Annotated in this window: 24 protein-coding genes and 1 pseudogene; 24 read left to right on the top strand and 1 reads right to left on the bottom strand. The window is 37.1% G+C overall.

All coding sequences use genetic code 11. The features are described 5' to 3' along the window. Window position 1: 1 nt before the first annotated feature. From aroH to RCG17_RS04170, 13 genes and pseudogenes are all read left to right on the top strand, one after another. Window positions 2-364: a chorismate mutase gene (gene aroH, locus RCG17_RS04230; protein ID WP_308174019.1), complete on the top strand. Its 363-nt coding sequence runs from the start codon at window positions 2-4 to the stop codon at window positions 362-364. A gap of 106 nt (window positions 365-470) precedes the next feature. Continuing rightward, window positions 471-1559 carry a histidinol-phosphate transaminase gene (hisC, locus tag RCG17_RS04225; protein WP_308174018.1) on the top strand — a complete coding sequence of 363 codons (1089 nt, stop codon included), beginning with the start codon at window positions 471-473 and terminating at the stop codon, window positions 1557-1559. 99 nt (window positions 1560-1658) lie between these two features. Then, on the top strand, window positions 1659-2765 hold the full coding sequence (locus RCG17_RS04220) for a prephenate dehydrogenase (RefSeq protein ID WP_308174017.1): 1107 nt from the start codon (window positions 1659-1661) through the stop codon (window positions 2763-2765). A 27-nt stretch (window positions 2766-2792) separates the two neighbouring features. After that, window positions 2793-4081, top strand: a pseudogene (aroA, locus tag RCG17_RS04215) (3-phosphoshikimate 1-carboxyvinyltransferase). A gap of 250 nt (window positions 4082-4331) precedes the next feature. Further along, entirely contained in the window at window positions 4332-5597 is a 1266-nt protein-coding gene (locus tag RCG17_RS04210; RefSeq protein WP_308174016.1) for a tetratricopeptide repeat protein, read from the top strand. Window positions 5598-5628: 31 nt separating this feature from the next. Next, window positions 5629-6195: a ReoY family proteolytic degradation factor gene (locus tag RCG17_RS04205; protein ID WP_308174015.1), complete on the top strand. Its 567-nt coding sequence runs from the start codon at window positions 5629-5631 to the stop codon at window positions 6193-6195. 75 nt (window positions 6196-6270) lie between these two features. Next, window positions 6271-6735: a YpiF family protein gene (locus RCG17_RS04200; protein ID WP_308174014.1), complete on the top strand. Its 465-nt coding sequence runs from the start codon at window positions 6271-6273 to the stop codon at window positions 6733-6735. Between the two features lie 127 nt (window positions 6736-6862). Beyond that, on the top strand, window positions 6863-7372 hold the full coding sequence (locus tag RCG17_RS04195; protein ID WP_308174013.1) for a QcrA and Rieske domain-containing protein: 510 nt from the start codon (window positions 6863-6865) through the stop codon (window positions 7370-7372). Between the two features lie 3 nt (window positions 7373-7375). Further along, complete coding sequence (gene qcrB, locus RCG17_RS04190) at window positions 7376-8050, top strand: menaquinol-cytochrome c reductase cytochrome b subunit (RefSeq protein ID WP_308174012.1); 675 nt, start codon at window positions 7376-7378, stop codon at window positions 8048-8050. A 58-nt stretch (window positions 8051-8108) separates the two neighbouring features. Continuing rightward, window positions 8109-8882, top strand: a complete 774-nt coding sequence (locus RCG17_RS04185; RefSeq protein WP_308174011.1) for a menaquinol-cytochrome c reductase cytochrome b/c subunit — start codon at window positions 8109-8111, stop codon at window positions 8880-8882. Window positions 8883-9036: 154 nt separating this feature from the next. Beyond that, window positions 9037-9630 carry a lipoprotein heptaprenylglyceryl N-acetyltransferase LhaT gene (locus tag RCG17_RS04180; RefSeq protein ID WP_308174010.1) on the top strand — a complete coding sequence of 198 codons (594 nt, stop codon included), beginning with the start codon at window positions 9037-9039 and terminating at the stop codon, window positions 9628-9630. A 75-nt stretch (window positions 9631-9705) separates the two neighbouring features. After that, complete coding sequence (gene ypjB / locus RCG17_RS04175) at window positions 9706-10503, top strand: sporulation protein YpjB (protein ID WP_308174009.1); 798 nt, start codon at window positions 9706-9708, stop codon at window positions 10501-10503. 58 nt (window positions 10504-10561) lie between these two features. After that, the gene (locus RCG17_RS04170) at window positions 10562-11242 is read left to right on the top strand and encodes a zinc metallopeptidase (protein ID WP_308174008.1); all 681 of its coding nucleotides are present in this window, start codon (window positions 10562-10564) and stop codon (window positions 11240-11242) included. A 47-nt stretch (window positions 11243-11289) separates the two neighbouring features. Here the strand turns inward: RCG17_RS04170 and RCG17_RS04165 are convergent, their stop codons facing one another. Next, window positions 11290-12162, bottom strand: coding sequence for a YitT family protein (locus RCG17_RS04165; RefSeq protein WP_308174007.1), 873 nt, complete (start codon window positions 12160-12162; stop codon window positions 11290-11292). Between the two features lie 177 nt (window positions 12163-12339). Here RCG17_RS04165 and RCG17_RS04160 point away from each other — a divergent pair, with 177 nt between their 5' ends. The 11 genes from RCG17_RS04160 to RCG17_RS04110 all read left to right on the top strand — a co-directional run bounded on the left by RCG17_RS04160 (window position 12340) and on the right by RCG17_RS04110 (window position 23178). Beyond that, window positions 12340-12702, top strand: coding sequence for a nucleotide pyrophosphohydrolase (locus tag RCG17_RS04160; protein WP_308174006.1), 363 nt, complete (start codon window positions 12340-12342; stop codon window positions 12700-12702). Further along, entirely contained in the window at window positions 12689-13489 is an 801-nt protein-coding gene (dapB, locus tag RCG17_RS04155; RefSeq protein WP_308174005.1) for a 4-hydroxy-tetrahydrodipicolinate reductase, read from the top strand. The genes RCG17_RS04160 and dapB overlap by 14 nt, the downstream gene beginning before the upstream one ends. Window positions 13490-13501: 12 nt before the next feature. Beyond that, on the top strand, window positions 13502-13924 hold the full coding sequence (mgsA, locus tag RCG17_RS04150) for a methylglyoxal synthase (protein WP_308174004.1): 423 nt from the start codon (window positions 13502-13504) through the stop codon (window positions 13922-13924). A gap of 28 nt (window positions 13925-13952) precedes the next feature. Further along, window positions 13953-15098 (top strand): N-acetyl-alpha-D-glucosaminyl L-malate synthase BshA, encoded by a 1146-nt coding sequence (bshA, locus tag RCG17_RS04145; protein WP_308174003.1) that lies wholly within the window; start codon window positions 13953-13955, stop codon window positions 15096-15098. Continuing rightward, the gene (locus RCG17_RS04140; protein ID WP_308174002.1) at window positions 15091-16290 is read left to right on the top strand and encodes a CCA tRNA nucleotidyltransferase; all 1200 of its coding nucleotides are present in this window, start codon (window positions 15091-15093) and stop codon (window positions 16288-16290) included. Before bshA ends, RCG17_RS04140 begins: the two co-directional genes overlap by 8 nt. Next, a complete protein-coding gene (locus RCG17_RS04135; RefSeq protein WP_308174001.1) occupies window positions 16275-17252 on the top strand; it encodes a biotin--[acetyl-CoA-carboxylase] ligase in 978 nt (325 codons plus the stop codon). The genes RCG17_RS04140 and RCG17_RS04135 overlap by 16 nt, the downstream gene beginning before the upstream one ends. Window positions 17253-17524: 272 nt before the next feature. After that, a complete protein-coding gene (gene panB, locus RCG17_RS04130) occupies window positions 17525-18361 on the top strand; it encodes a 3-methyl-2-oxobutanoate hydroxymethyltransferase (RefSeq protein WP_308174000.1) in 837 nt (278 codons plus the stop codon). Continuing rightward, window positions 18358-19221, top strand: a complete 864-nt coding sequence (panC, locus tag RCG17_RS04125) for a pantoate--beta-alanine ligase (RefSeq protein ID WP_308173999.1) — start codon at window positions 18358-18360, stop codon at window positions 19219-19221. The genes panB and panC overlap by 4 nt, the downstream gene beginning before the upstream one ends. A 14-nt stretch (window positions 19222-19235) precedes the next feature. Further along, a complete protein-coding gene (gene panD, locus RCG17_RS04120) occupies window positions 19236-19619 on the top strand; it encodes an aspartate 1-decarboxylase (RefSeq protein WP_308173998.1) in 384 nt (127 codons plus the stop codon). A 120-nt stretch (window positions 19620-19739) separates the two neighbouring features. Next, a complete protein-coding gene (gene dinG / locus RCG17_RS04115; RefSeq protein ID WP_308173997.1) occupies window positions 19740-22541 on the top strand; it encodes an ATP-dependent DNA helicase DinG in 2802 nt (933 codons plus the stop codon). Window positions 22542-22704: 163 nt separating this feature from the next. Further along, complete coding sequence (locus RCG17_RS04110; protein WP_308173996.1) at window positions 22705-23178, top strand: cell wall elongation regulator TseB-like domain-containing protein; 474 nt, start codon at window positions 22705-22707, stop codon at window positions 23176-23178. The last annotated feature ends 9 nt before the right edge of the window (window positions 23179-23187 follow it).

The raw sequence follows: 23187 nt of genomic DNA, 5'->3' as shown, positions 1-23187 counted from the left end.
AATGATCAGAGGGGTAAGAGGAGCGACTACCGTAAAGAACAATACAGAAGCGGAAATTTTGAATGCGGCTGAAGAACTATTTATAAAAATGATCGAAAAAAATGAAATTCATCCAGATGATGTTGCTTCCGTTTTTATTTCAACTACCGAAGATCTTGATGCCGGTTTTCCTGCAAAAGGAATGCGCCAAATTGAGGGCTGGCAATACGTCCCTGTCATGTGTATGCGCGAAATGCCTGTACCAAATTCATTGAAAATGTGCATAAGAGTGATGCTGCACCTAAATACAGATAAGGATCAAACAGAAATTCATCACGTTTATTTACGGGAAGCGAACATCCTTAGACCGGATTTGGAAAAATAGCAAAAAAATAAAATCTATATGAAAAAGTATGATAAAATAAAATTGTTCTTTATCACTTTAAACTATTAGCATAATAGAGCGAAACAATGTATGAGGTGAATGAAACATGAGATGGAAAGAACAGCTATTAACATTAACTCCTTATAAGCCTGGTAAATCGATAGATTCTGTTAAAAAAGAATTTAACCTTGAGAAAATTGTTAAGTTAGCATCAAATGAAAATCCTTTTGGCTGTTCACAAAAGGCTTTGGCAGCAATTCATGAAAACGGGCAAAGTCTTGCAATTTATCCAGATGGTTATGCAACCAATTTAAGAGAAGCAGTTGCTAATCATTATCAAGTAAAACCAGAAGAACTAATTTTTGGTAATGGATCAGATAATTTAATCCAAATTATTTCAAGAGCACTGCTTGATCCAAGTTCGAATACAGTTATGGCCGAACCTACCTTTTCCCAATATCGACATAATGCTGTAATCGAAGGAGCAAAGATCATTGAAGTGCCTTTAAAGAATGGAAACCATGACTTAGATGGAATGCTGGCTGCAATTGATGAAAATACCAATATCGTTTGGCTATGCAGTCCTAATAATCCTACCGGTACATATATACCTGAGCAGGAGTTAATTGCATTTCTTGAAAAGGTACCTCAAGAGACATTAGTAGTCCTTGATGAGGCTTATTATGAGTATGTAGTGGCAGAAGACTACTATGAATCAATCAGTTTGACAAGACGTTTTGACAATCTCATTGTTTTACGCACATTTTCAAAAATTTACGGTCTTGCCTCACTAAGAATCGGCTATGGAATTGCCAATTCCAAGATTATTAAAGCACTTGAACCCGCTAGAGAGCCATTTAATGTCAGTACATTTGGTCAACTTGCAGCGGCAGCAGCAATCAACGATCAGGAGTTTGTTCAGCAGTGTAAACAAACAAATCGGCAGGGTCTTGAGCAATATTACCAATTTTTCGAAGCAAATAAACTGTCCTATTTTCCGTCACAAGGGAATTTTCTTTTAGTTGACTTTAAAGTGGACGGGGATCAAGTATTTCAGTACTTACTGCAAAAAGGATATATTGTCCGCTCAGGAAAGGCTCTTGGATTTCCAACCTCAGTCAGAATTACTGTAGGGTCCAATGAAGAAAATGAAGGTCTTCTTGGGGCAATAAGCCAATTTTTAGCAGAACAATAATAAAAATTTTGAAGATTATCTGTTTAGCTCCTGCGCACAGCAGCTAGTGTCCTTCGCTAAACGTGCGCATGCGCTTTTCTTAATTAGGGGGACAAATTTTTGAAAGGCCGTGTTTTTGTTATTGGATTAGGATTAATTGGCGGCTCCTTAGCTTTGTGTATAAAGAAAGAGCATAGGGAATCTTCCATTATTGGTTTTGATGTAAATAGCGAGCAAGCAAGGCTGGCAAAAGCGCTTGAGGTTATTGATGATATTGCGGAAACGATCGAGGAAGGCGCTTCGGATGCTGATTTAATTATCATATCCACACCGGTTAATCAAACGAAAAAGATTATAAGTTTACTTGCTGACCTCCAGCTAAAAAAAGACGTTATTATTACAGACACCGGGAGTACGAAACAAAAGGTCGTGCATTCGGCAGACATTCTTTTAAACAAAGGTTGTGCCTTTATAGGAGGGCATCCAATGGCTGGCTCACATAAAAGTGGGGTGACAGCTGCAAAAGATATACTTTTTGAAAATGCGTTTTATTTATTAACGCCAAATGATCAGATTCCAGAGTCTAAAGTAGAGGCGTTAAAAACATGGCTAAAAGGAACTAAAGCAAAGTTTTTAACCATTTCTCCAGATGAACATGATTATTTAACCGGGATTGTAAGTCATTTTCCTCACATCATTGCTGCATCAATTGTTAGTCAAACTGAAAAGCTGGCAGAATCACGAAATTTAATACCTAGACTTGCGGCAGGTGGCTTTAGGGATATTACCCGTATAGCCTCAAGCAGTCCGGAAATGTGGCGAGATATTTTGCTGCAAAATAAAGAAGTCTTATTAGACCTCTTTGAAAAGTGGCAAGAAGAAATGCGGAAAATTAAATCATTATTAGAAAAAGAAAATAGCAATGATATTTTCAATTATTTTAATGATGCAAAACAATACCGTGACAGTCTTCCTATAAAAGAAAAGGGGGCAATACCTGCTTTTTATGATTTATTTGTAGATATTCCCGATGTTCCAGGTGTGATTTCTGAAATCACAGGCTATTTAGCACAGGAAAGAATTAGTATAACAAATATTCGTATTCATGAAACGCGTGAGGATGTATATGGGGTTTTGGCAATCAGTTTTCAAACCGAAGAGGATCGGCAAAGGGCGGAGAAATGCATCCTCTCTTATACAGATTATGCGACATTTATAATATCCTAAACTGACATCAAGGGAAGAGGTGATGACATGGACACATTAAAATTAGCCATTAATTTAAAGGGTTTATCAGGCAGTATAGCGGTACCCGGGGATAAATCTATTTCTCATCGTTCTGTGATGTTTGGTGCCATTTCTGAAGGTGTGACCACCGTGTCGAATTTTTTACCAGGGGATGATTGTTTAAGCACAATTTCTTGCTTTCGCAAGCTTGGCGTCCAAATTGAAGAACACGAGAACGAACTTCAAATTATTGGAAAAGGTCTTGATGGACTTAGCGAGCCTATTGAATTCCTTGACGTTGGTAATTCCGGAACAACAATCCGTTTAATGTTGGGAATTTTATCAGGGCGACCATTTTTTGCAGCATTACAAGGTGACCATTCAATTGGAAAACGGCCGATGACAAGGGTTACGGTTCCATTAAGAGAAATGGGTGCCCAGATCGAAGGAAGAAAGAATGGCGAGTACACTCCGATTGCGATCCGTGGAGGAAATTTAAAACCTATTCACTATCAAATGCCAGTGGCAAGCGCACAAGTTAAATCTTCCCTTTTATTTGCAGGTCTTCAAGCTGATGGAGAGACGACGATCATTGAAAAAACTGAATCGAGAGACCATACGGAAAGAATGATTCGCCATTTTGGCGGAGAACTCCAAAAAGAAGATGGAAGAATTACAATCAAGGGGGGCAAAAATTATCCGGGACTCATGTACATGTTCCTGGTGATATTTCTTCAGCCGCATTTTTCCTTGTAGCTGGTGCGATTATCCCGAATAGTGAGATCACTTTAAAAAATGTCGGCTTTAATCCAACTAGAACGGGCATCATTGATGTGATGAAAAAGATGGGTGCTGATATTCAGATTTTAAAGAGTGAGGATCAGGCTTTTGAACCTTATGGAGATCTTCTAATTAAAACTTCTCAGCTAAAAGGGACGATTATTGAAGGAGACTTAATTCCACGTTTAATTGATGAAATTCCAATCATTGCTTTACTTGCTACCCAGGCTGAAGGGACAACCATTATTAAAAATGCACAAGAATTAAAGGTAAAAGAAACAAATCGGATTGATACCGTTGTTAACGAGTTGAAAAAGCTGGGTGCAAATATTATTGCGACTGACGACGGGATGATTATCAATGGAAAATCCAATCTCCAAGGAGGAACAGTTTCCAGTCATGGTGATCACCGTATTGGTATGATGCTTGCTATTGCAGCAGCAATTTGCACGGATGAGGTCTACCTGGAAAATTCGGCTGCTATTTCAGTCTCCTATCCTAATTTTTTTACTCATTTAAATCAATTACAAAGTTAAAGCCGCATACATGCGGCTTTATTTTTTTTATATTTAAAAATAGAGAAACCAAGAATCTTGATGCGAAGCAATTATTTCTTTATCATAGGTATATACTTGTATTTACCGTCCATAAAGGTTGAATATGGAAAAAGGTACTATAAAAGCAAAAAAATGGGGAGTATGTTAAAATGAAAACCCCATTTTATTTTTCGAAAGATAACTAAAAAAAATAAAATACCGAACAAGTCGTTTTGAGGAAGAGGACAAAATGGATAGAATAAAAAAAATATTAACGATGCTCGAAAATGGTCAACATAAGCAAGCGAATAGTGAATATAATGAAGTATTAACTCTCGGAACACCTGATGAAAAATACCTTCTTGGAGAAGAGTTATTTCAACTGGGATTTTTGGAAGAAGCAAAAAGGTTATTTGAAAATCTTTTGGAGATTTATCCAGATGAAGGTGAACTCCTTGTTTTACTTGCCGAAGTATTAATCGAAGCAGGTAATGAAGAACAGGCCACCCTCATACTTGAAAGAATTTCTGAAACGGATCCGAGCTTCGGTCAGTCAATGCTATTGTTGGCTGATTTATATCAAATTCAAGGACTTTACGAAGTTTGTGAAGGAAAATTGCTAAAAGCAAAGGCGATCATGCCGAAGGAAATTGTTATTGATTTTGCATTAGGTGAGTTATACAGTGAACAGGGTGAAATTACCTCAGCATTAAAGGCCTATACAGCCGTTTTAAAAGAGCAAAGTGAAATAGCTGGGGTGAATATTAATCAGCGGATTGCAGACCTATTAAGCACGTCTGGAGCCTTTGAGGAAGCCCTTCCTTACTATGAAAAATCACTTTCTGAAAAGTTGGAAATTAACACCCTATTTGGATATGCATTTACGGCCCTTCAAGGGGGATATAATCGAACAGCCATCGAAAAATTCCTTGAATTAAAAGAACTCGATCCAGAATACAATTCCCTTTATTTGCCTTTAGCAAAGGCCTATGAAAGAGAAGAAGAATTAGAAAAGAGTATTGACATTGTCCAACAAGGAATTAAACATGATGAATTTAATAAAGAATTATTATTTTACGGTGGGAAACTTGCTTTGAATCTAGGCTGGGAGGAGGATGCAGAAAGGTACCTACGTGAGGCGTTAGTCTTGGACCCTGGCTTTACGGAAGCTGCGATAAACCTGGATACATTGTTAATTAAACAGGAAAAATTTGATCTAGTAATTGAGCTGTTAAATACGATGGATATTCAAGAGGAAAATGAGCCGCAATTACTTTGGGATGCTGCATTCGCTTATGAAAAACTTGAGGATTATCCAAAAGCAATGGAAAAGTATGAAAGTGCCTACCCTTTTTTCAAAGAAGATGAATCATTTTTGACAGATTTCGGATATTTTTTAATTGAAGAAGGAAAAAATGATAGAGCTGCCGAAATTTTTAAACAACTATTAAAAAATAATCCTTCAAATGAAGAATATTTAGATTTACTTGAACGCTTAACTGACATTGAAATCTAAAGAAGCTTAAATGCAGAGGAGGGAAATTACTATGGCAACCCCTGTTTCTGTCAACGAGAAAAAGGACTTTATTCGTTGGTTTTTAAATCATTATCAACTAAAGCGGCGGGAATGTGTTTGGATTTTAAATTACTTAATGAGCCATGATCAATTAATGGAAAAGGTTCATTTTGTTGAACAGGCACAATATTGCCCAAGAGGTTTAATCATGTCTACCCATTGTGTGGATAAGGTACCGTTCCGCTTTTACAAAGAAAATGTAATGACAACAGATGCGGAAAAATCCTTCCATGATATCCGTCTAAACCGAGAAGAGGATATTTATATCCAACTTAATTTTCATGCTTCTAATCAAAAACACCAATATGCCGCCGTTCTTGAAGAAAATCCATTTATGCCAAACCATCTTCAGGTAAATGAAAAGGACGGATTAATTGCTGAAGAATTTCTAAATCATAGTATTGAACGTTTTCGGCATGAAAAGCTGCTCCATTTAATTGATGAGGCCCTGGATAAACAAGACAGGGAGGCATTTCAAATTTTAACGAAAAAGTTAAATCAATTAAAGGTATCCGAAAAAAATGGCAGCTTACAGTAAGCAAGCTGCTATTTTTTTGTTTGCTTTTTAAATGATATGATTAAGAGGAATCTAAAGTGCTTGGAGTGATGATCAATGAAATGGATCTCTCATGATATTGAACAGTTTCAGAAAGCTCAGGAATATATCGATACAGCTGTCATTCCATTAATCCCTGTTGGCTTTGGTACGGAAATGAAGCAGGCAGCATCCATGTCTGAATTTATTACATTGGTAACGGCTTTGCTTGAAAGACAACTTATGGGAAGAATCCTCTTGTTACCTCCATTTACATATTTAGCCGTTCATGATGATGAATTGAGGTATGGCGAACTTGAGGGATGGGTTTCTGCCTTAAAAAATAATCAATTAAAGCATATCTTTTTAATTACATGTGATAGTGAATGGAAAGCTCGTGAAAATAAATTTGAAGATTCATTAATTTGGATTCCAGCTATTCCGTTGGAAAATTTAGAGGATTCTCAAAAGGTGCCAATTGTAGAAAGTCAGGTTCAGCAGATTCTTACCATTTTTAGTCGAAAATGGCAAGAAATTGAATGAAAGACCTAAGTTTACCTTATTTGGGATAATGTTGACCTTCATTAAAGATTGATATATCATGATTATGTCCTAGTTTTATTAGAATTTTGTGTCCGCCGAACTTTAAATCTTAATAGAGGGGGAAAGCATGAGTAAGGAACGAGTTTCAAGGCGCCAATTCTTAAGCTACACACTGACTGGTGTAGGGGGATTTATGGCTGCTGGAATGTTAATGCCAATGGTTCGTTTTGCTGTTGATCCAGTTTTAAAGGCTGATGCGGGAGGAAACTTTATCGCAACCAATAAAAAGATTGCAGAACTAACAGACGAACCGGTTCGTGTCGATTTCACATTCAAGCAAAAAGATGCTTGGTATGAATCTGATGTGACAAACACTGCTTGGGTCTATAAGGATAAAAAGACGAACCAGATTATTGCACTTTCACCAGTTTGTAAACATCTAGGTTGTACGGTTGGATGGAATACAAATAAGGATTACCCAAATCAATTTTTCTGTCCCTGCCATTATGGCCGATACGAAAAAGACGGTACCAACATTCCTGGAACACCGCCGTTAGCACCGCTTGATCGCTATCCATACAAAGAAAAGGGCGGTTACCTGTACTTAGGAAAAGCAGAACCACGGAAGGGGGCGTAATCTTTGTTAAACAAAATTTACGATTGGGTAGATGAACGTTTAGATATTACGCCGCTGTGGCGCGATATCGCAGACCATGAAGTTCCAGAACATGTTAATCCTGCACACCACTTTTCAGCGTTTGTGTACTGCTTTGGCGGTCTAACATTCTTCGTCACAGTTATTCAAATTCTTTCTGGTATGTTCCTAACGATGTACTATGTACCAGATATCAAAAATGCATGGGAATCGGTTTATTACTTGCAAAATGAAGTAGCATTTGGACAAATTGTACGTGGAATGCATCACTGGGGCGCAAGTCTTGTACTCGTTATGATGTTTTTACATACATTACGCGTCTTTTTCCAAGGAGCATATAAAAAGCCTCGTGAACTAAACTGGGTTGTTGGTGTTCTAATTTTCTTTGTTATGCTTGGTTTAGGTTTTACAGGTTATTTATTACCTTGGGACATGAAAGCGCTATTTGCAACAAAGGTTGGTTTGCAAATTGCGGCAGCAGTTCCGTTTATTGGGTCATATATTAAAATTCTACTAGCAGGGAATGAAACGATTGTTGGAGCACAAACGCTAACCCGCTTTTTTGCTATCCATGTTTTCTTCCTTCCAGGCGCATTGTTTGGATTAATGGCAGCACACTTCTTAATGATTCGTAAGCAAGGTATTTCTGGACCGCTATAAAATGAAATGTGTTTTGTATTAATGATTAAACAAATGAAAAAAGGAGGGGGATTGCTCGATGCATCGCGGTAAAGGTATGAAGTTCGTAGGTGATTCACGTGTGTTAGCACCTTCGCACCGAAAGCCGAATATTCCGAAGGATTATTCGGAATACCCCGGTAAAACAGAAGCATTCTGGCCTAACTTCCTTTTGAAAGAATGGATGGTAGGTGCAGTTTTTCTAGTTGGATTTTTATGTTTAACAGTCGCCCACCCGGCTCCGCTTGAAAGGATTGCCGACCCGACTGACACTGGTTATATTCCATTGCCGGATTGGTATTTCTTATTTTTATATCAATTGTTAAAGTATTCCTATGCTTCCGGTCCCTACACAGTTATTGGAGCAATGATTATACCAGGACTTACCTTTGGTGGTTTGCTTTTGGCACCATTTTTAGATCGAGGTCCAGAGCGTAGGCCTGCCAAACGTCCAATTGCTACTTCTATCATGCTATTAGCTTTAGCTGGAGTAGTGTTTTTAACTTGGCAATCAGTAGCTAATGAGGATTGGAAAAAGGTAGAAGAACAAGGTAAAATAAGGGCTCAGGTAAATATTGATAAAACAAGCGAAGGTTATAAGACGTTTCAGTCACAAGGCTGTATTGCTTGTCATGGTGATAATTTGCAGGGGGGAGCTGCTGCACCTACGCTTATTGGCACCGGTTTAAACGCTAGTCAAATTGCTAATATTGCTCAACATGGTAAAGGTAAGATGCCAGCTGGTGTATTTAAAGGTAATGCAGATCAGTTAAAAGCCTTATCGGAGTTTATTGCAGGTCTTGGTAAAAAATAATAAAAGTGAAAAGCTGACGAGATTTCGTCGGCTTTTTTAGCTAAGCGGAAAGTATAAGGGCAACAACGCTTCTGTCTTCGCCCTTAGGGGCTCGCCAATCGGCGAGTTTTCTTTATGCTCATATCCCATACATAAGAAAAGAGGAAATAAAAACGTGAAGTGGATTTATCCTTTAATAGCAAATCGGTCATTTTTAATTTTGCTCCTAATTATTAATATAGCTGGGACAATTTATGGTTACTACTGGTATGGATGGCAGCTGGCAGATACTCCTAAAATTTTTCTTCCATTTGTTCCTGACAGCCCAACAGCCAGTTTATTTTTTTGTTTTGTTTTGCTAGCCTTTCTATTAAAACAAAACTGGCCATTTGTGGAGGCACTCGCCATTGTCACATTGTTTAAATATGGTATATGGGCAGTTGTCATGAATAGCCTTGTATATGTTGTCCAAGGAGAACTGGACCCTGCCGGATATATGCTAATGGTTTCTCATTTTGCAATGGCTGTTGAAGGAATCCTGTTTGCACCTTTTTATCGGTTTAAGTGGAAACATTTAATCATTGCTGCAATCTGGGTATTGCATGATGTTGTTATCGATTATGTTTTCTTCATGATGCCACGTTATAGTATGTTGAATAAATATACTCCCCAAATAGGTTATTTTACTTTCTGGCTTTCGATTTTATCAATTGGAGTTGCTTATTATTTTGCCATTCGTCCAAATCGCTTCCAGCTTAAGATAAAGTAAATTCTATAAATAGAAATATGGTCTATCCTTGTCCTTCCTCTCATACATTTTAGTAGTATGAAAGGGGGGACAAGTTTGAAGGTAAAATGGATGCTATTATTTTGTATGATAGTGTTTTCGCTCGCTCCGATTAGTGTACTTGCAGACCAGCGGACCCCGATCGATAAGCTGGATGAGATATCTGATGAAGCACTTCAAATGGTAAAATTTCAAAAGTACGATGAAGCAAAAAAATTGTTGGATTATTTTTCAAATCAATTTTCATTGATTGCTGAAAAAAAACGTCCCTTAACCATGGATGAGGTAAGGATTGTGACCGTTTCCCGTGATGAAGCAATGGAAGCAGCGGTCAGTCCAACGATGAATTACCAAGAAAGAATCAGCAGATTAACAAAGTTCCGTCTTGTCATTGATGCCATTTCAACGAGTCATAAACCATTATGGACGGAAATGGAAGACCAGATTATGACCACCTTTCATCAAGTGAAAGAATCTGCCTATAATGGTAACACAAGCAAATTTAATACAAGTTTCAACTCTTTTCTTTCCCTATACAACATCATTTACCCAAGTATGAAAATAGATGTTCCAGTTGAAAATATACAGAAAATAGATGCAAGGATTAATTTTATTGATGTTTATCGTTCCCAAATTGTTTCAAATTCAAAAAGTTTAAAAGAACTCGACGGTTTGGAAACTGACTTAAAAAAATTATTTTCTGACATGGATCAAGACCAAGCCGACCCTTCTCTATGGTGGGTAATTATTTCAACAGGAAGTATTATCATTATGACATTATCCTATGTTGGCTGGAGAAAATATAAAGGTGATAAGGATACACATAAGGACCACAGAAGAGAGTATAAAGATTGACACGTAAATTCAGCTTGAATACAATAAGTGAAAGTAAAGCTGAATTGGAGGTTCAACCATGCTTTATCTAGTTTACTTTGCCATCATTATCCTAATCCCTATTTGGGCTCAATTAAATGTCAAAGGCACATTTGCTAAGTACTCACGAGTAGCTTCATCAACATATATGACAGGGGCTGAAGTGGCTAGGGCTGTTTTAAATGCAAATGGTTTATATAATGTCGGAATTCAATTAGGGAATGGTTTCTTAAGCGATCATTATGACCCGAGAACGAAAACAGTTCGCCTATCTCCCGAAATATATCATAGTAAGTCACTTGCTGCTGCTGCAGTTGCATCACATGAATGCGGACATGCTATCCAAGATGCCAAAGGGTATGCCTTTTTACGCTTCCGTCACGCATTAGTGCCTGTCGCCAATATTGGTTCAAATTTCTCCTGGATCCTAATTATGATTGGGATTTTTGCACATCTAAGTGGAATGTTGTTACTAGGGATTGTTTGCATGGCGGCAGCTGTATTATTTCAAATTGTTACATTGCCAGTCGAATTTAATGCCAGCAATCGGGCAATGCAACAGGTTGTAGATCTAGGATTAATTCGCGAAAATGAAAGAAGAGAAACGAGGAAAGTTTTAAATGCAGCCGCACTTACTTATGTTGCTGCCGCTGCTGTAGCTGTCCTAGAACTGCTTAGATTAATACTAATTTACACGGGTATTAATCGGAACGATGATTAACAAAAAGGCCGAAACCTTCGTTCCGGCTTTTTTCACTTAATTATATTTTATGGTTCAATTGGTTTTTTATTTTCGTCAAGAGTAAAGCCTTCTCCATGTACGTCATGAACAACCGTAATTGAAACAAAGGCATGTGGATCAATGGAAGTAATAAGACTTTTTAGCCGAAAAATTTCATTCTTTGCTACAACACAGTAAATGACTTCACGGTCACTTCTCGTGTAAAACCCGTAACCTTTTAAAATGGTAACACCTCTATCCAATTCCTCCATGATACTTTTGGCAATTTCTTCTTTTTTATCTGAAACAATCATTGCTCCCCTTGCTGAATAAGCCCCTTCCTGCATAAAATCAATAACTCGGGCACCAACAAATACCGCAACAAGAGTGTACATAGCCTGTTTATAGTTTAAATATGTGATCAATGACAGCGTAATGACACAGGCATCAAAAATGAACATTGTTTTTCCCATGGTTCCGCCTGTGTATTTATGGGCAAGCCTGGCGATAATATCAACTCCTCCAGTTGTACCTCCATACCGAAAGATAATACCAAGTCCAATCCCCGTAAATACCCCTGCAAATAAAGCCGCTAAGGTAAGATCATTTTTTAATGGCATGTCAATTGCGTTTCTTTGAAAAATCCATAAAAAGATAGAAACACTGACCGTTCCAATAATCGTATAGAAAAAAGTATTTCGGCCAAGTAATTTCCAGCCAATAAAGAAGAGAGGAATATTTAAAAGTAAGTTAGTATAGGACGGGTCCCATTTAAATAAAAAATAGAACAGTAAAGTAATTCCAGTAAAGCCACCTTCTGCTAATTTGTTTTGCATATTAAAATTGACCAATCCAAAAGACATTATGGCAGCGCCAAGTATGATTAACATGATATTCTTTAGTCTCGTATGTAAAATCATGATCTTCCTCCTTTACAATATATCTTCCTCCTCTGTAAGCGGTTTAATTATATAAGAAAAATTTTAGGCGGGCAATCAGAGAAATTAACTTGGTGAAAACATTTGTAAAAAGCAGATAATTTAGCTAACATGAAAGATGTGGTATTTTTTTAGTGGAAGGAAATTGAGGTGAAAACTTTGGCAGAAGGCAAAACAATTCAAGAGCTTCAAGCAGAAGTAAATACATATATCAGTCAGTTTAAGGAAGGGTATTTTAGTCCCCTGGCGATGTTGGCAAGAATGACTGAGGAATTAGGCGAGCTGGCCAGAGAGGTCAATCATTATTATGGTGAAAAGCCTAAAAAAACGAATGAAGTTGAAAAAACGATTGAAGAGGAGCTTGGCGATCTTTTCTTTGTCCTTATTTGCTTTGCAAACTCTTTAAATATTGATTTAGAAAAAGCGCACGACATAGTTATGAACAAATTTGCGACAAGAGATAAAAATCGTTGGACAAGAATTATTCAAGATATTCGGAGTGAAGAAGATGGAGAAAATTAAAATTATTATTGCCGGCCCGCGTGGTAGGATGGGGTGCGAAGCAGTTGCACTTGTTCATTCAACAGAACACTTTCAACTGATTGCCGTAATTGACAATAAAAATGATGGGATGAAACTAAGTGATTTAGAAGGATTTCCTCCTTTAGATATACCTATTTATACAGATCTTGAAAAATGTTTGCAGAATAATTCTGCAGATGTATTAATAGATTTAACAACACCAGAGGTAGGTATGCTGCATACAAAAACTGCCCTTTCCTATAATGTTCGCCCTGTAGTAGGCACAACAGGTTTTTCAAAAAATGAATTAGAAGAGTTAGAGGCAATTTGTCGTGAAAAACAATTAGGCTGCATTATTGCACCTAATTTTGCTATTGGTGCTGTTTTAATGATGAAGTTTTCTCAAATGGCGGCAAAGTATTTTGAGGATATTGAAATTATTGAAATGCATCACGATCAAAAGCTCGATGCCCCATCTGGAACAGCAGTAAAGACAGCAGAAATGATATCGGCTGTTCGAGAAGCGAAAAAGCAAGGGCATCCTAGTGAAAAAGAAACAATCGCTGGAGCTAGAGGGGCTGATTATGATGGTATGCATATTCATTCCGTCCGCCTGCCTGGGTTAATTGCCCACCAACAAGTTTTGTTAGGTTCGGATGGACAAACATTAACCATTCGACATGATTCATACAATCGTAGTTCGTTTATGTCAGGAGTTAAAGTTGCGGTAGAAACAGTTATGAAAGTAAATAGCTTTGTATATGGACTTGAAAATATCTTAGAATAGGGGTTATTTGATATGAACATTGCTTTAATTGCTCACGATAAAAAGAAGGATGCTTTGGTCCAATTTGCAACTGCCTATAAAACAATCTTTGCAAAACATCAATTATTCGCCACAGGGACAACTGGGCAAAGGATCATGGATGCTACTGGGCTTGATGTTCACCGCTTTCAATCAGGTCCGCTCGGTGGAGACCAGCAAATAGGTGCGATGATTGCCCAAAATAATATGGATGCTATCTTTTTCTTTAGAGACCCACTAACTGCCCAACCGCATGAGCCTGACGTAACGGCCCTTGTACGCTTATGTGATGTTTATTCAATCCCCTTAGCAACTAACATGGGAACAGCTGAATTATTGATTAGGGGCATGGATGAAGGATTACTTGAATGGAGAAACATTGTTAAAGAGAATAATGGTGAAGAGGATTTAAAATAACCAATTGTATATATTTAGGAGAATTTGAATGAGAAAGCTTAAAATCGGCATTACCTGCTATCCAACTGTAGGAGGCTCCGGAGTGGTCGCCACAGAATTAGGTAAAATGCTAGCTGAGAGGGGACATGAGATTCACTTTATCTCTTCTAGTCTCCCCTTCCGCCTTAAAAGGATGTACCATAATATTTATTACCATCAAGTTGAGGTAAATCAATACTCTGTATTCCAGTTTCCTCCATATGATATTGCTTTGGCAAGTAAGATGGCGGAAGTGGTAAATATGGAACAATTGGATCTTCTTCATGTCCATTATGCTATTCCACATGCAGTTTGTGCGATTTTAGCGAAGCAAATGTGTAATCGAAATCTAAAGATTGTTACAACGCTTCATGGAACTGATATTACGGTTCTTGGATATGATTCGTCATTAACAGATGCGATAAAATTTGGAATAGAAAAATCAGACATTGTTACCGCTGTGTCTACTTCATTGAGTGAACAAACCTATGAGTTAATTAATCCAGATAAAACAATTGAGACCGTTTATAATTTCATTGATCATCGGGTTTATCAGAAAAGTGATTCTTCTCATTTGAGGGAGGAATTCGGGATTGACATAGCGGAAAAAGTAATTATCCATGTATCAAACTTTCGTCCTGTAAAAAGGGTTGATGATGTTGTAAAAACATTCGCTAAAATTGCAGAGACAATGCCTGCGAAATTACTACTTGTCGGCGATGGTCCAGAAGTGAGTAAAGTGAGTAAATTAGTCAATAAACTTGGTCTTAACAATCGTGTCCTTTTTTTAGGGAGACAGGAAAACCTTGAAGAACTGTATTCCATAAGTGATTTAATGCTGCTTTTATCCGAAAAGGAAAGTTTTGGACTGGTTCTGTTAGAGGCAATGGCATGCGGTGTCCCGTGTATTGGCACGAACGTAGGTGGGATTCCAGAGGTTATTGAAGAGGGGAAGACAGGTTTTATTTGCGATTTAGGGGATATCGAAGAAATTGCCGCCAAGGCAATATATCTTTTGTCCGAACAAGAACTACATCAAAAATTTTCCGATATGGCAGTTGAAACAGTAAAAAGTAAATTCCATGCTGAGACAATTGTTAAACAATATGAAGATTTATATTTTAAGCTTCTTGACGAGGGTGAAATTGATGATTGAGCCGTTTTTGTCTGCTGCAAGTGTCCTGAAAAAAATTGAAGATGCAGGGTTTGAGGCTTATTTTGTAGGTGGGTCGGTGCGAGACTTTATCCTGCAAAAGCAGATTCATGATGTCGATATTGCTTCATCTGCAACACCAGAGGAAATAAAGCGAATCTTTCCAAAAACGGTTGATATTGGAATTGAACATGGTACAGTACTTGTTCTGTATAATGGCAATTCCTATGAAATCACTACATTCAGAACAGAGTCAGAATATGAAGATTTTCGTAGGCCAAAGGAAGTAGTTTTTATTCGTTCCTTAGAAAAAGATTTAGAACGAAGAGATTTTACGATTAACGCGATGGCTATGGATGTGCATGAGCAAATTCATGATCCATTCGGTGGAAAAGAAAGTATTGAAGCGCGGGAAATTAGAACAGTCGGTAAGGCTGAAGAACGGTTTCATGAAGATGCATTACGAATGATGAGAGCTGTACGATTTGTAAGTCAGCTGAATTTTGAAATTGAAGCCCAGACACGAAAGGCCTTAACAGAACTTGGATATTTATTAGAGAAAATCGCGATTGAACGCAAAAGGGCAGAATTTGAAAAATTAATGTCTGGGCCAAGCCGTAAGAAAGCGATTAACATAATCCTGGAAACAAATCTCTACGCTTATTTGCCAGGCTTGGAGAATCGAAAAGTAGAATTAACAAAGATACTTTCTTATCATTGCGATGAACTAAATACGAATGAAATGTGGTCCTTAATTTGTTTTTCTTTAATGAAAACAGGAAAAAATGCTGAGCAATTTTTACGTATGTGGCGCCTTCCTGTTAAACAAATAAAGGAAATTGAACTAATTTTAAACTTCCTGGCAGATAGGCTTGAACAGGAGTGGACGAAATATCAAATATATTCTGCTGGGTTGCATGTATCTCTAGCAGTTGAAAGACTTTACCACGTACTAAATAATAGTGATAGCACTGAGGCAATCGAATCATTAACAAATATGTATTGGAGCCTGCTTATAAAGCAACAAACAGATCTTGATATAGCCGGAAGTGATTTACTTACTTGGTTTAACAGGAAACCAGGGCCTTGGATAAAGGAAAGCCTTTTTAAGATCGAGTCGGCTGTATTGGAAGGTCTGATTGAAAATGACAAAAAACAAATAAAGGAGTGGCTTTTGAAGTGCAATCAAAAATAAGAAAGCAACTGGTTGATGCCTTCACAAATGCCGGTGGTTCATATTTATCAGGCCAATTCCTGGCAGAATTAATAGGTTGCTCCCGTACAGCGGTATGGAAGCATATGGAGGAATTACGCAAGGATGGCTTTCAATTAGAGGCTGTAAGAAGAAAGGGCTACCGAATTGTAAGCACACCTGAAGCGATTACAGCTGATGAGATTCGGCTTGGTCTACATACAAAATTCATTGGCCAAAACATCCATTATCAAGAGTCAGTGGATTCAACGCAAAAAGTTGCTCAACGTCTTGCAAATGAAAATGTTCCAGAAGGAACGGTTGTGATCGCTGAAGAACAGCTGTCTGGAAGAGGAAGAATGGGTAGACAATTCCATTCACCAAAATTCACGGGTATTTGGATGAGTCTAATCCTTCGTCCTAATATTCCGCTTCCAAAAGCACCGCAATTAACGTTATTAACTGCCGTTGCGGTTGTTCAAGCAATTGAAGAACAGACAGGAATAACTCCCGAAATAAAATGGCCAAACGACATTTTATTAAATGGTAAAAAATTGACTGGAATTTTAACTGAGCTTCAAGCAGAGGCTGACCGAATTCATTCTGTTATTATTGGGATTGGGATCAATGTTAATCAACAGCTTATCGATTTCCCCGAGGAGCTTCATTCAATTGCAACATCCTTAGCAATTGAAAAAGGGAAAAAAATCTCACGTTCAAGTTTAGTTAGGACTTTCTTTGAAAAATTTGAAAAATTATATATCTATTATTTAGAAGAAGGCTTCTATCCGATCAAACTTCTATGGGAAAGTTTTGCGATTAGTATTGGTAAACATATTAAAGCAAGAACATTAACGAGTGTGATTGAGGGGAAAGCCTTAGGAATCACGGAAGATGGGGTATTACAAATTGAAGATGATTCTGGGGAAATACACCATGTGTATTCCGCAGATATCGAATTATAGTATTTATTGGAATCTTCTGATAGACAAGCATCTAAAAAGTTTGATATAATTCTTTCGGGCAGTATCCTACAGAACTGCACCTTGTTTTAGATGCTAATTTAAACTAAACAGGTTTCTGCCTAGATCCGTGAATGCGGACCTGGGACAGAGGGATGAAAGATATCATGGAAACAATGGATCCTCTCTGCCTGCAGAAGGATCTTTTTTATTTGCCTGAAAGGTAAATACCATTGATCTTTTTATTTCCTCTTTCTAACTAAGGAGGGAAAAGAATGAAGCAAACAACTGATTTTATGAAGATGAAACAAAATAAGGAAAAGATTGTCATGCTTACTGCCTATGATTATCCTTCTGCCAAGCTCGCAGAAGAGGGGAAGGTAGATGTCATTTTAGTCGGTGATTCATTAGGAATGGTCGTTTTAGGGTATGAATCTACTGTTTCTGTAACACTTGAAGAAATGATCCACCATACAAAAGCAGTAAAACGGGGAGCAAAAGATACATTTATTGTTGTCGATATGCCGTTTTTGACATATCACTTGTCGATAAATGAAACCTTGAAAAACGCTGGAAGGCTAATTCAAGAAACAGGTGCCCATGCTGTCAAAATTGAAGGGGCAGATGAGGTACTGGAGAAAATGGCTGCTATTACTAAAGCTGGGATTCCCGTTTGTGCTCATTTAGGTTTGACTCCTCAATCAGTAGGCGTTTTAGGCGGTTATAAAGTTCAGGGCAAAGATTCAAAAGCGGCCAGAAAACTTCTTGATGATGCACAAAAATGTGAGGAAGCAGGGGCATTTATGATCGTGCTCGAATGTGTCCCAAAACAACTAGCAGAAGAAGTGGCCAAATCACTTTCTATTCCTGTCATTGGAATAGGTGCGGGCGTTGAAGCAGATGGTCAGGTTCTCGTTTTTCATGACATCCTAGGCTACGGAGTAGAAAGGGTACCGAAATTTGTCAAGCAATATCATTGTTTAAATCCATTTATAGTAGAATCCATTCAGTCCTATTCGGCAGAGGTTAAGGATAAAAAATTCCCTGATGATCAGCATTCATTCACCATGAAGGAAGAAGAATTAAAGGGACTGTACGGAGGTTTAAAATGAAAGTAATTACAACTATTCGTGAAATGCAGTTTGAAATAAACAGGCAAAAGAATCAATCAATATCAATCGGGTTTGTCCCAACAATGGGATTTTTACATGAGGGACATTTAACATTGATCAAAAAGGCAAGAAAAGAAAATGATGTTGTCGTGTTAAGTATTTTTGTGAATCCACTTCAGTTTGGACCAGGCGAAGATTATGATTCTTATCCACGCGATTTTGAAAGAGACCGTGCTTTAGCAGAGAGTGGACAGGTTGATTTTGTATTTTTTCCTAGTGTCGAGGAAATGTATCCTTCCTCCCCATCTATCAAGATTACTGCCCTGAATCGTACAGATGTCCTATGTGGAAAATCCCGTCCAGGGCATTTTAATGGAGTAGCGACCGTGTTGACAAAACTGTTTAATATCGTTAGGCCCCATCGAGCATATTTTGGCCTAAAAGATGCTCAACAAGTGGCAGTAGTGGATGGTTTAATTAAGGACTTCAATTTTCCAATTGAACTGAGGCCTGTGGATATCATTCGAGAACAAGATGGGTTAGCGAAAAGCTCTCGAAATGTAAATTTACTCCCTGAAGAGCGCATCCAAGCACCAGTTCTCTTTAATAGTTTACAAACAGCGAAAATGTCAATTGAAAGTGGCGAAAGAAATACGCAAAACATAATCAGTATCGTATCGAAAATGATTACAATGGAAACAAATGGACTGATCGATTATGTTGAGGTATATAGTTATCCGCAATTAAAACCATTAGAACGATTAAGCGGCACAGTGATCGTTGCCATTGCTGTTAAATTTTCTAGAGTACGCTTAATCGATAACTTGATAATAGAAATAGATGAAGGAATTCTTGAATAAGGGGTGAAGATGTTATGTTTCGTACAATGATGAACGGCAAAATTCATCGTGCCACAGTTACTGAGGCAAATTTAAATTATGTTGGCAGCATTACGATTGATGAAGATATACTTGATGCTGTTGGAATGGCAGCAAATGAGAAAGTGGCAATCGTAAATAATAATAACGGTGCACGACTTGAAACATATATCATTCCTGGCAAAAGAGGAAGCGGTGTTATTTGTTTAAACGGTGCAGCCGCCCGCCTGGTACAGGAAGGCGATATTGTTATTATTATTTCGTATGTTTTGGTTTCGGAGGAAAAAGTGACACAGCATAAACCAAGAGTTGCGATTATGGATGAGCATAATCGAATAAAAGAAATGCTATATGCAGAACCTGCTCATACCATTCTTTAATCCCCTTGATGGGGATTTTTCTTTTTTAATGTGGTAAAGTTAAGAGTACAAAAAACGGTAATCTTTCTCTTTTACCTAATTTATGATACCTTTTTCATATAAAGGTTAGGTGTTTATCGAATGTTAACTAAATTTGTCGTGGTGGATTTGGAAACGACAGGAAACTCACCAAAAAAAGGTGATAAAATTATTCAATTTGCAGCGGTTGTTATTGAAAATGGCCAAATAACTGAAACGTTTTCGTCCCTTATCAATCCAAATCAGCCCATACCGATTTTTATAGAAGAATTAACAGGTTTAAATGATGAGATGGTGAAAAATGCACCCAATTTCATCGAAATTGCTCCGAAGGTAATGTCATTATTAGAGGATGCTTATTTTGTTGCCCATAATGTATTATTTGATTTATCTTTTCTTCAAGAAGAATTAATCCAGGCGGGCTATGAAGGATTTTTTGGATCCATAGTGGATACTGTAGAGCTGGCTAGGATTCTTTATCCAACAGCGGATGGGTATAAACTTTCCGATTTAGCCATACAAGAAAATCTTCAACATGATCGTCCCCATCAAGCCGATAGTGATGCACAAGTAACAGCAGAATTATTACTGATATTTTTAGAGAGAGCGTCAAAGCTTCCAAGAAAAACGTTAAATCAGCTTGTCCAGCTTTCAGGCGGGTTGAAAAGTGACCTGCAGCAGTTATTCGAGGAGCTATTAGTAGCTAAAAATAAAGAGTTTGAAAACTTACCTGAATCGATTGAGATTATTAATGGTCTTGGAATCAGGAAGTGGCAGCCTGCATTAAATGAAATAATTCGAAATCATGATAATGAATATCCTGCGGGGCACCATAAAAAAGCAGAAAAATTAAAAGAAGTATTTCCCTCATTTAATATGAGAAAAGGCCAGTTTGAAATGATGGATGGGGTATACGAGGCTTTTCAAACTGAAAAACATTGCTTGATCGAGGCAGGAACGGGTGTTGGAAAATCTATTGGATATTTATTACCCGCTGCCTATTTTTCCAAGCAAACTGGACAACAAATTATTATCAGTACTTATACCATCCAACTACAAGAGCAGCTTATTCGGAAGGAAGTTCCATTACTATCAAAATTAGCGCCTTTTACAATAAAAGTTGTTCTATTAAAGGGAAAAGAACATTATCTGAGTTTAGAAAAGTTTTATCAAATATTAACGGATGAAGAAGATAATTATGATACAACTTTAACAAAAATGCAGATTCTTGTCTGGCTCCTGGAAACAGAAACAGGTGACAAGGATGAATTAAATTTATCGAGCGGCGGACAAATTTTTTGGAATAAAATTAAAAGTGAACAAATTTCCCTGGGACAAAAGGAATCTTGGCGAGAAAAGGATTTTTACTATCGGGCAAAAAGCAATGCTGAGAATGCTGACATCATTATAACGAACCATTCTTTATTACTTTCTGACCTTAAAGCTAAAAATTCACTTTTACCACCATATAATTATGTCATTCTTGATGAAGGACATCATTTTGAAAAAGCAGCAGCCCAATTTTTAGGACAATCTTTAGATTATATGTCAGTGCGCTTGCTGCTCGGCCAGATAGGGAGTTATGAGCAAAAACAGCTTTTTTATCTGCTTGAAAAATTAATCGAAAATGTAAGAGGGAATATTGAGAGTAAGACCCATACATTTGAATTAAATCAATTAATAAATGATTTAATTTATGAAATGGATGAGTTTTTTAAACTATCATCTTTTTATGCTCAAAAGAATTCGTTGAGTAAACAAAATATACACCGTGTAAGGGTGAGATTAAATCAACAATTCTTTAGTAAAGAACTAACTGCTTTGAACCATAGTGCGGAAAGATTTGTTTTTTTGCTTGGCGATGTTCACAATGCCCTTAATGAAAGATTAACTGTCTTAAAAAAGGACATTCCCGTGCTCAAGAGTGATCAAAAGGTTTTAGTTGAAGAGATATATGCTGTTCTGGATGAAATGGCAGAATTAAAGGAAAACATCAAAAATCTAATTATCTTAGTCTCGAATGATGTGAAATGGGTGGAAACAGACTTACGCGCTCCACAAAATATAACATCGATAACAGGGCAGCCTGCATCAGTTGCGGAGTATCTACAAAATGATTTTTTTCAAAAGAAAAAAAGTGTTGTGATAACTTCTGCGACCTTAACCGTAAATCATTCTTTTCGATTTATTAGAAAGGAAATGGGATTGACTGACATTTCCAGCAGTGAATTAATCATTCCATCCCCATTTAATTATCGTGATCAGGTTGAAATGCTCATTCCTGATGATTTGCCAGAAATAAAGTCGGTTTCAGTAGATGATTATGTGATCGCAATAACGGAACATATTATTACCATTGCCGAAGCAACAAAAGGGAGAATGCTTCTCCTATTTACTTCTCATGAAATGCTTAAAAAGACATATGAATTGATTAAAGAAAGTGGATTTTTGAGCGATTTTGCAATTATTGCCCAAGGAATTACCAGTGGCAGTCAAACAAGACTAACCAGAAATTTTCAGCGCTATGAAAAGGCGATATTATTAGGTACAAGCAGTTTCTGGGAAGGAGTCGATATTCCTGGAGAGGATTTAACTTGTCTGGTTATCGTACGGCTTCCTTTTAGCCCTCCGGATGATCCGTTTACAGAGGCAAAATGTGAATATGTTAAAAGTCATGGTGGAAATCCTTTTTCAGATTTTTCATTACCTGAAGCTGTTTTAAGATTTAAACAAGGATTTGGAAGATTAATTCGAACGGAAAAAGATAGGGGAATAATTGTTGTATTTGATAAAAGGATTATATCTACCAAGTATGGAAAGGCTTTTCTGCAATCGATTCCTGATATTCGAATAAGGAATGGAGCAATCGATCAACTTGTTGAGTATATCCACCAATGGATATAAATATTTTTAGAGCTAAATTAAAAGGCTACCCAAGGATAACAAGTTTGATAAATCAATGTCTTTGGGTAGCCAAATTGTTTTCAGCTGTTATAATGAGTTAGTAGATTATTTTAGTCAAAACATAGGAAAAATAAGATTATTCGTACATAGTGATGTGAGAAAAATGAAAAAGTGGATTATTATATTAATATCAATGATTTTAGTTGTGTCCGGGATTTTTATTAGCGTTTATTTACGGGCACTTTCACCTGTTAAAGCTGCTCAAGAAAAAGCGGTGGCCATAGCGGAAAAAAAAGTACAGTTTAGCAAGATTGACAATTTCCATATTTACAATGGAAATGAAACAGTCTACGTGATTGAAGGGAAAAGTAAAAAAGGTGAAAAGATCATTACTTGGATCCCTTTAAAAACGAAACAAGTAGTAGTTCTAAAAGCTAAGAGCGGCCTTTCCAAAGAACAGGCAATCAAAAAACTGGAGGAAACAAAAAATCCCAAAAAGATTATTTCCGTTCGTTTAGGAATGGAAAAAATGATTCCATTTTGGGAAATATATTATCTTTCCGATAATAATTTAATAAATTATTATTATATACATTTTCAAACTGGTGAATGGCTTAAAAAAATTGAAAATCTATAGTTTTATTTG

The organism is Neobacillus sp. PS3-12 (genome assembly GCF_030915385.1).
In the GTDB taxonomy this organism is placed as follows: Bacteria; Bacillota; Bacilli; order Bacillales; family Cytobacillaceae; genus JAEVLT01.
The sequence above is the reverse complement of the archived record's forward strand: the minus strand, read 5'-3'. Positions and strand labels throughout refer to the sequence as shown.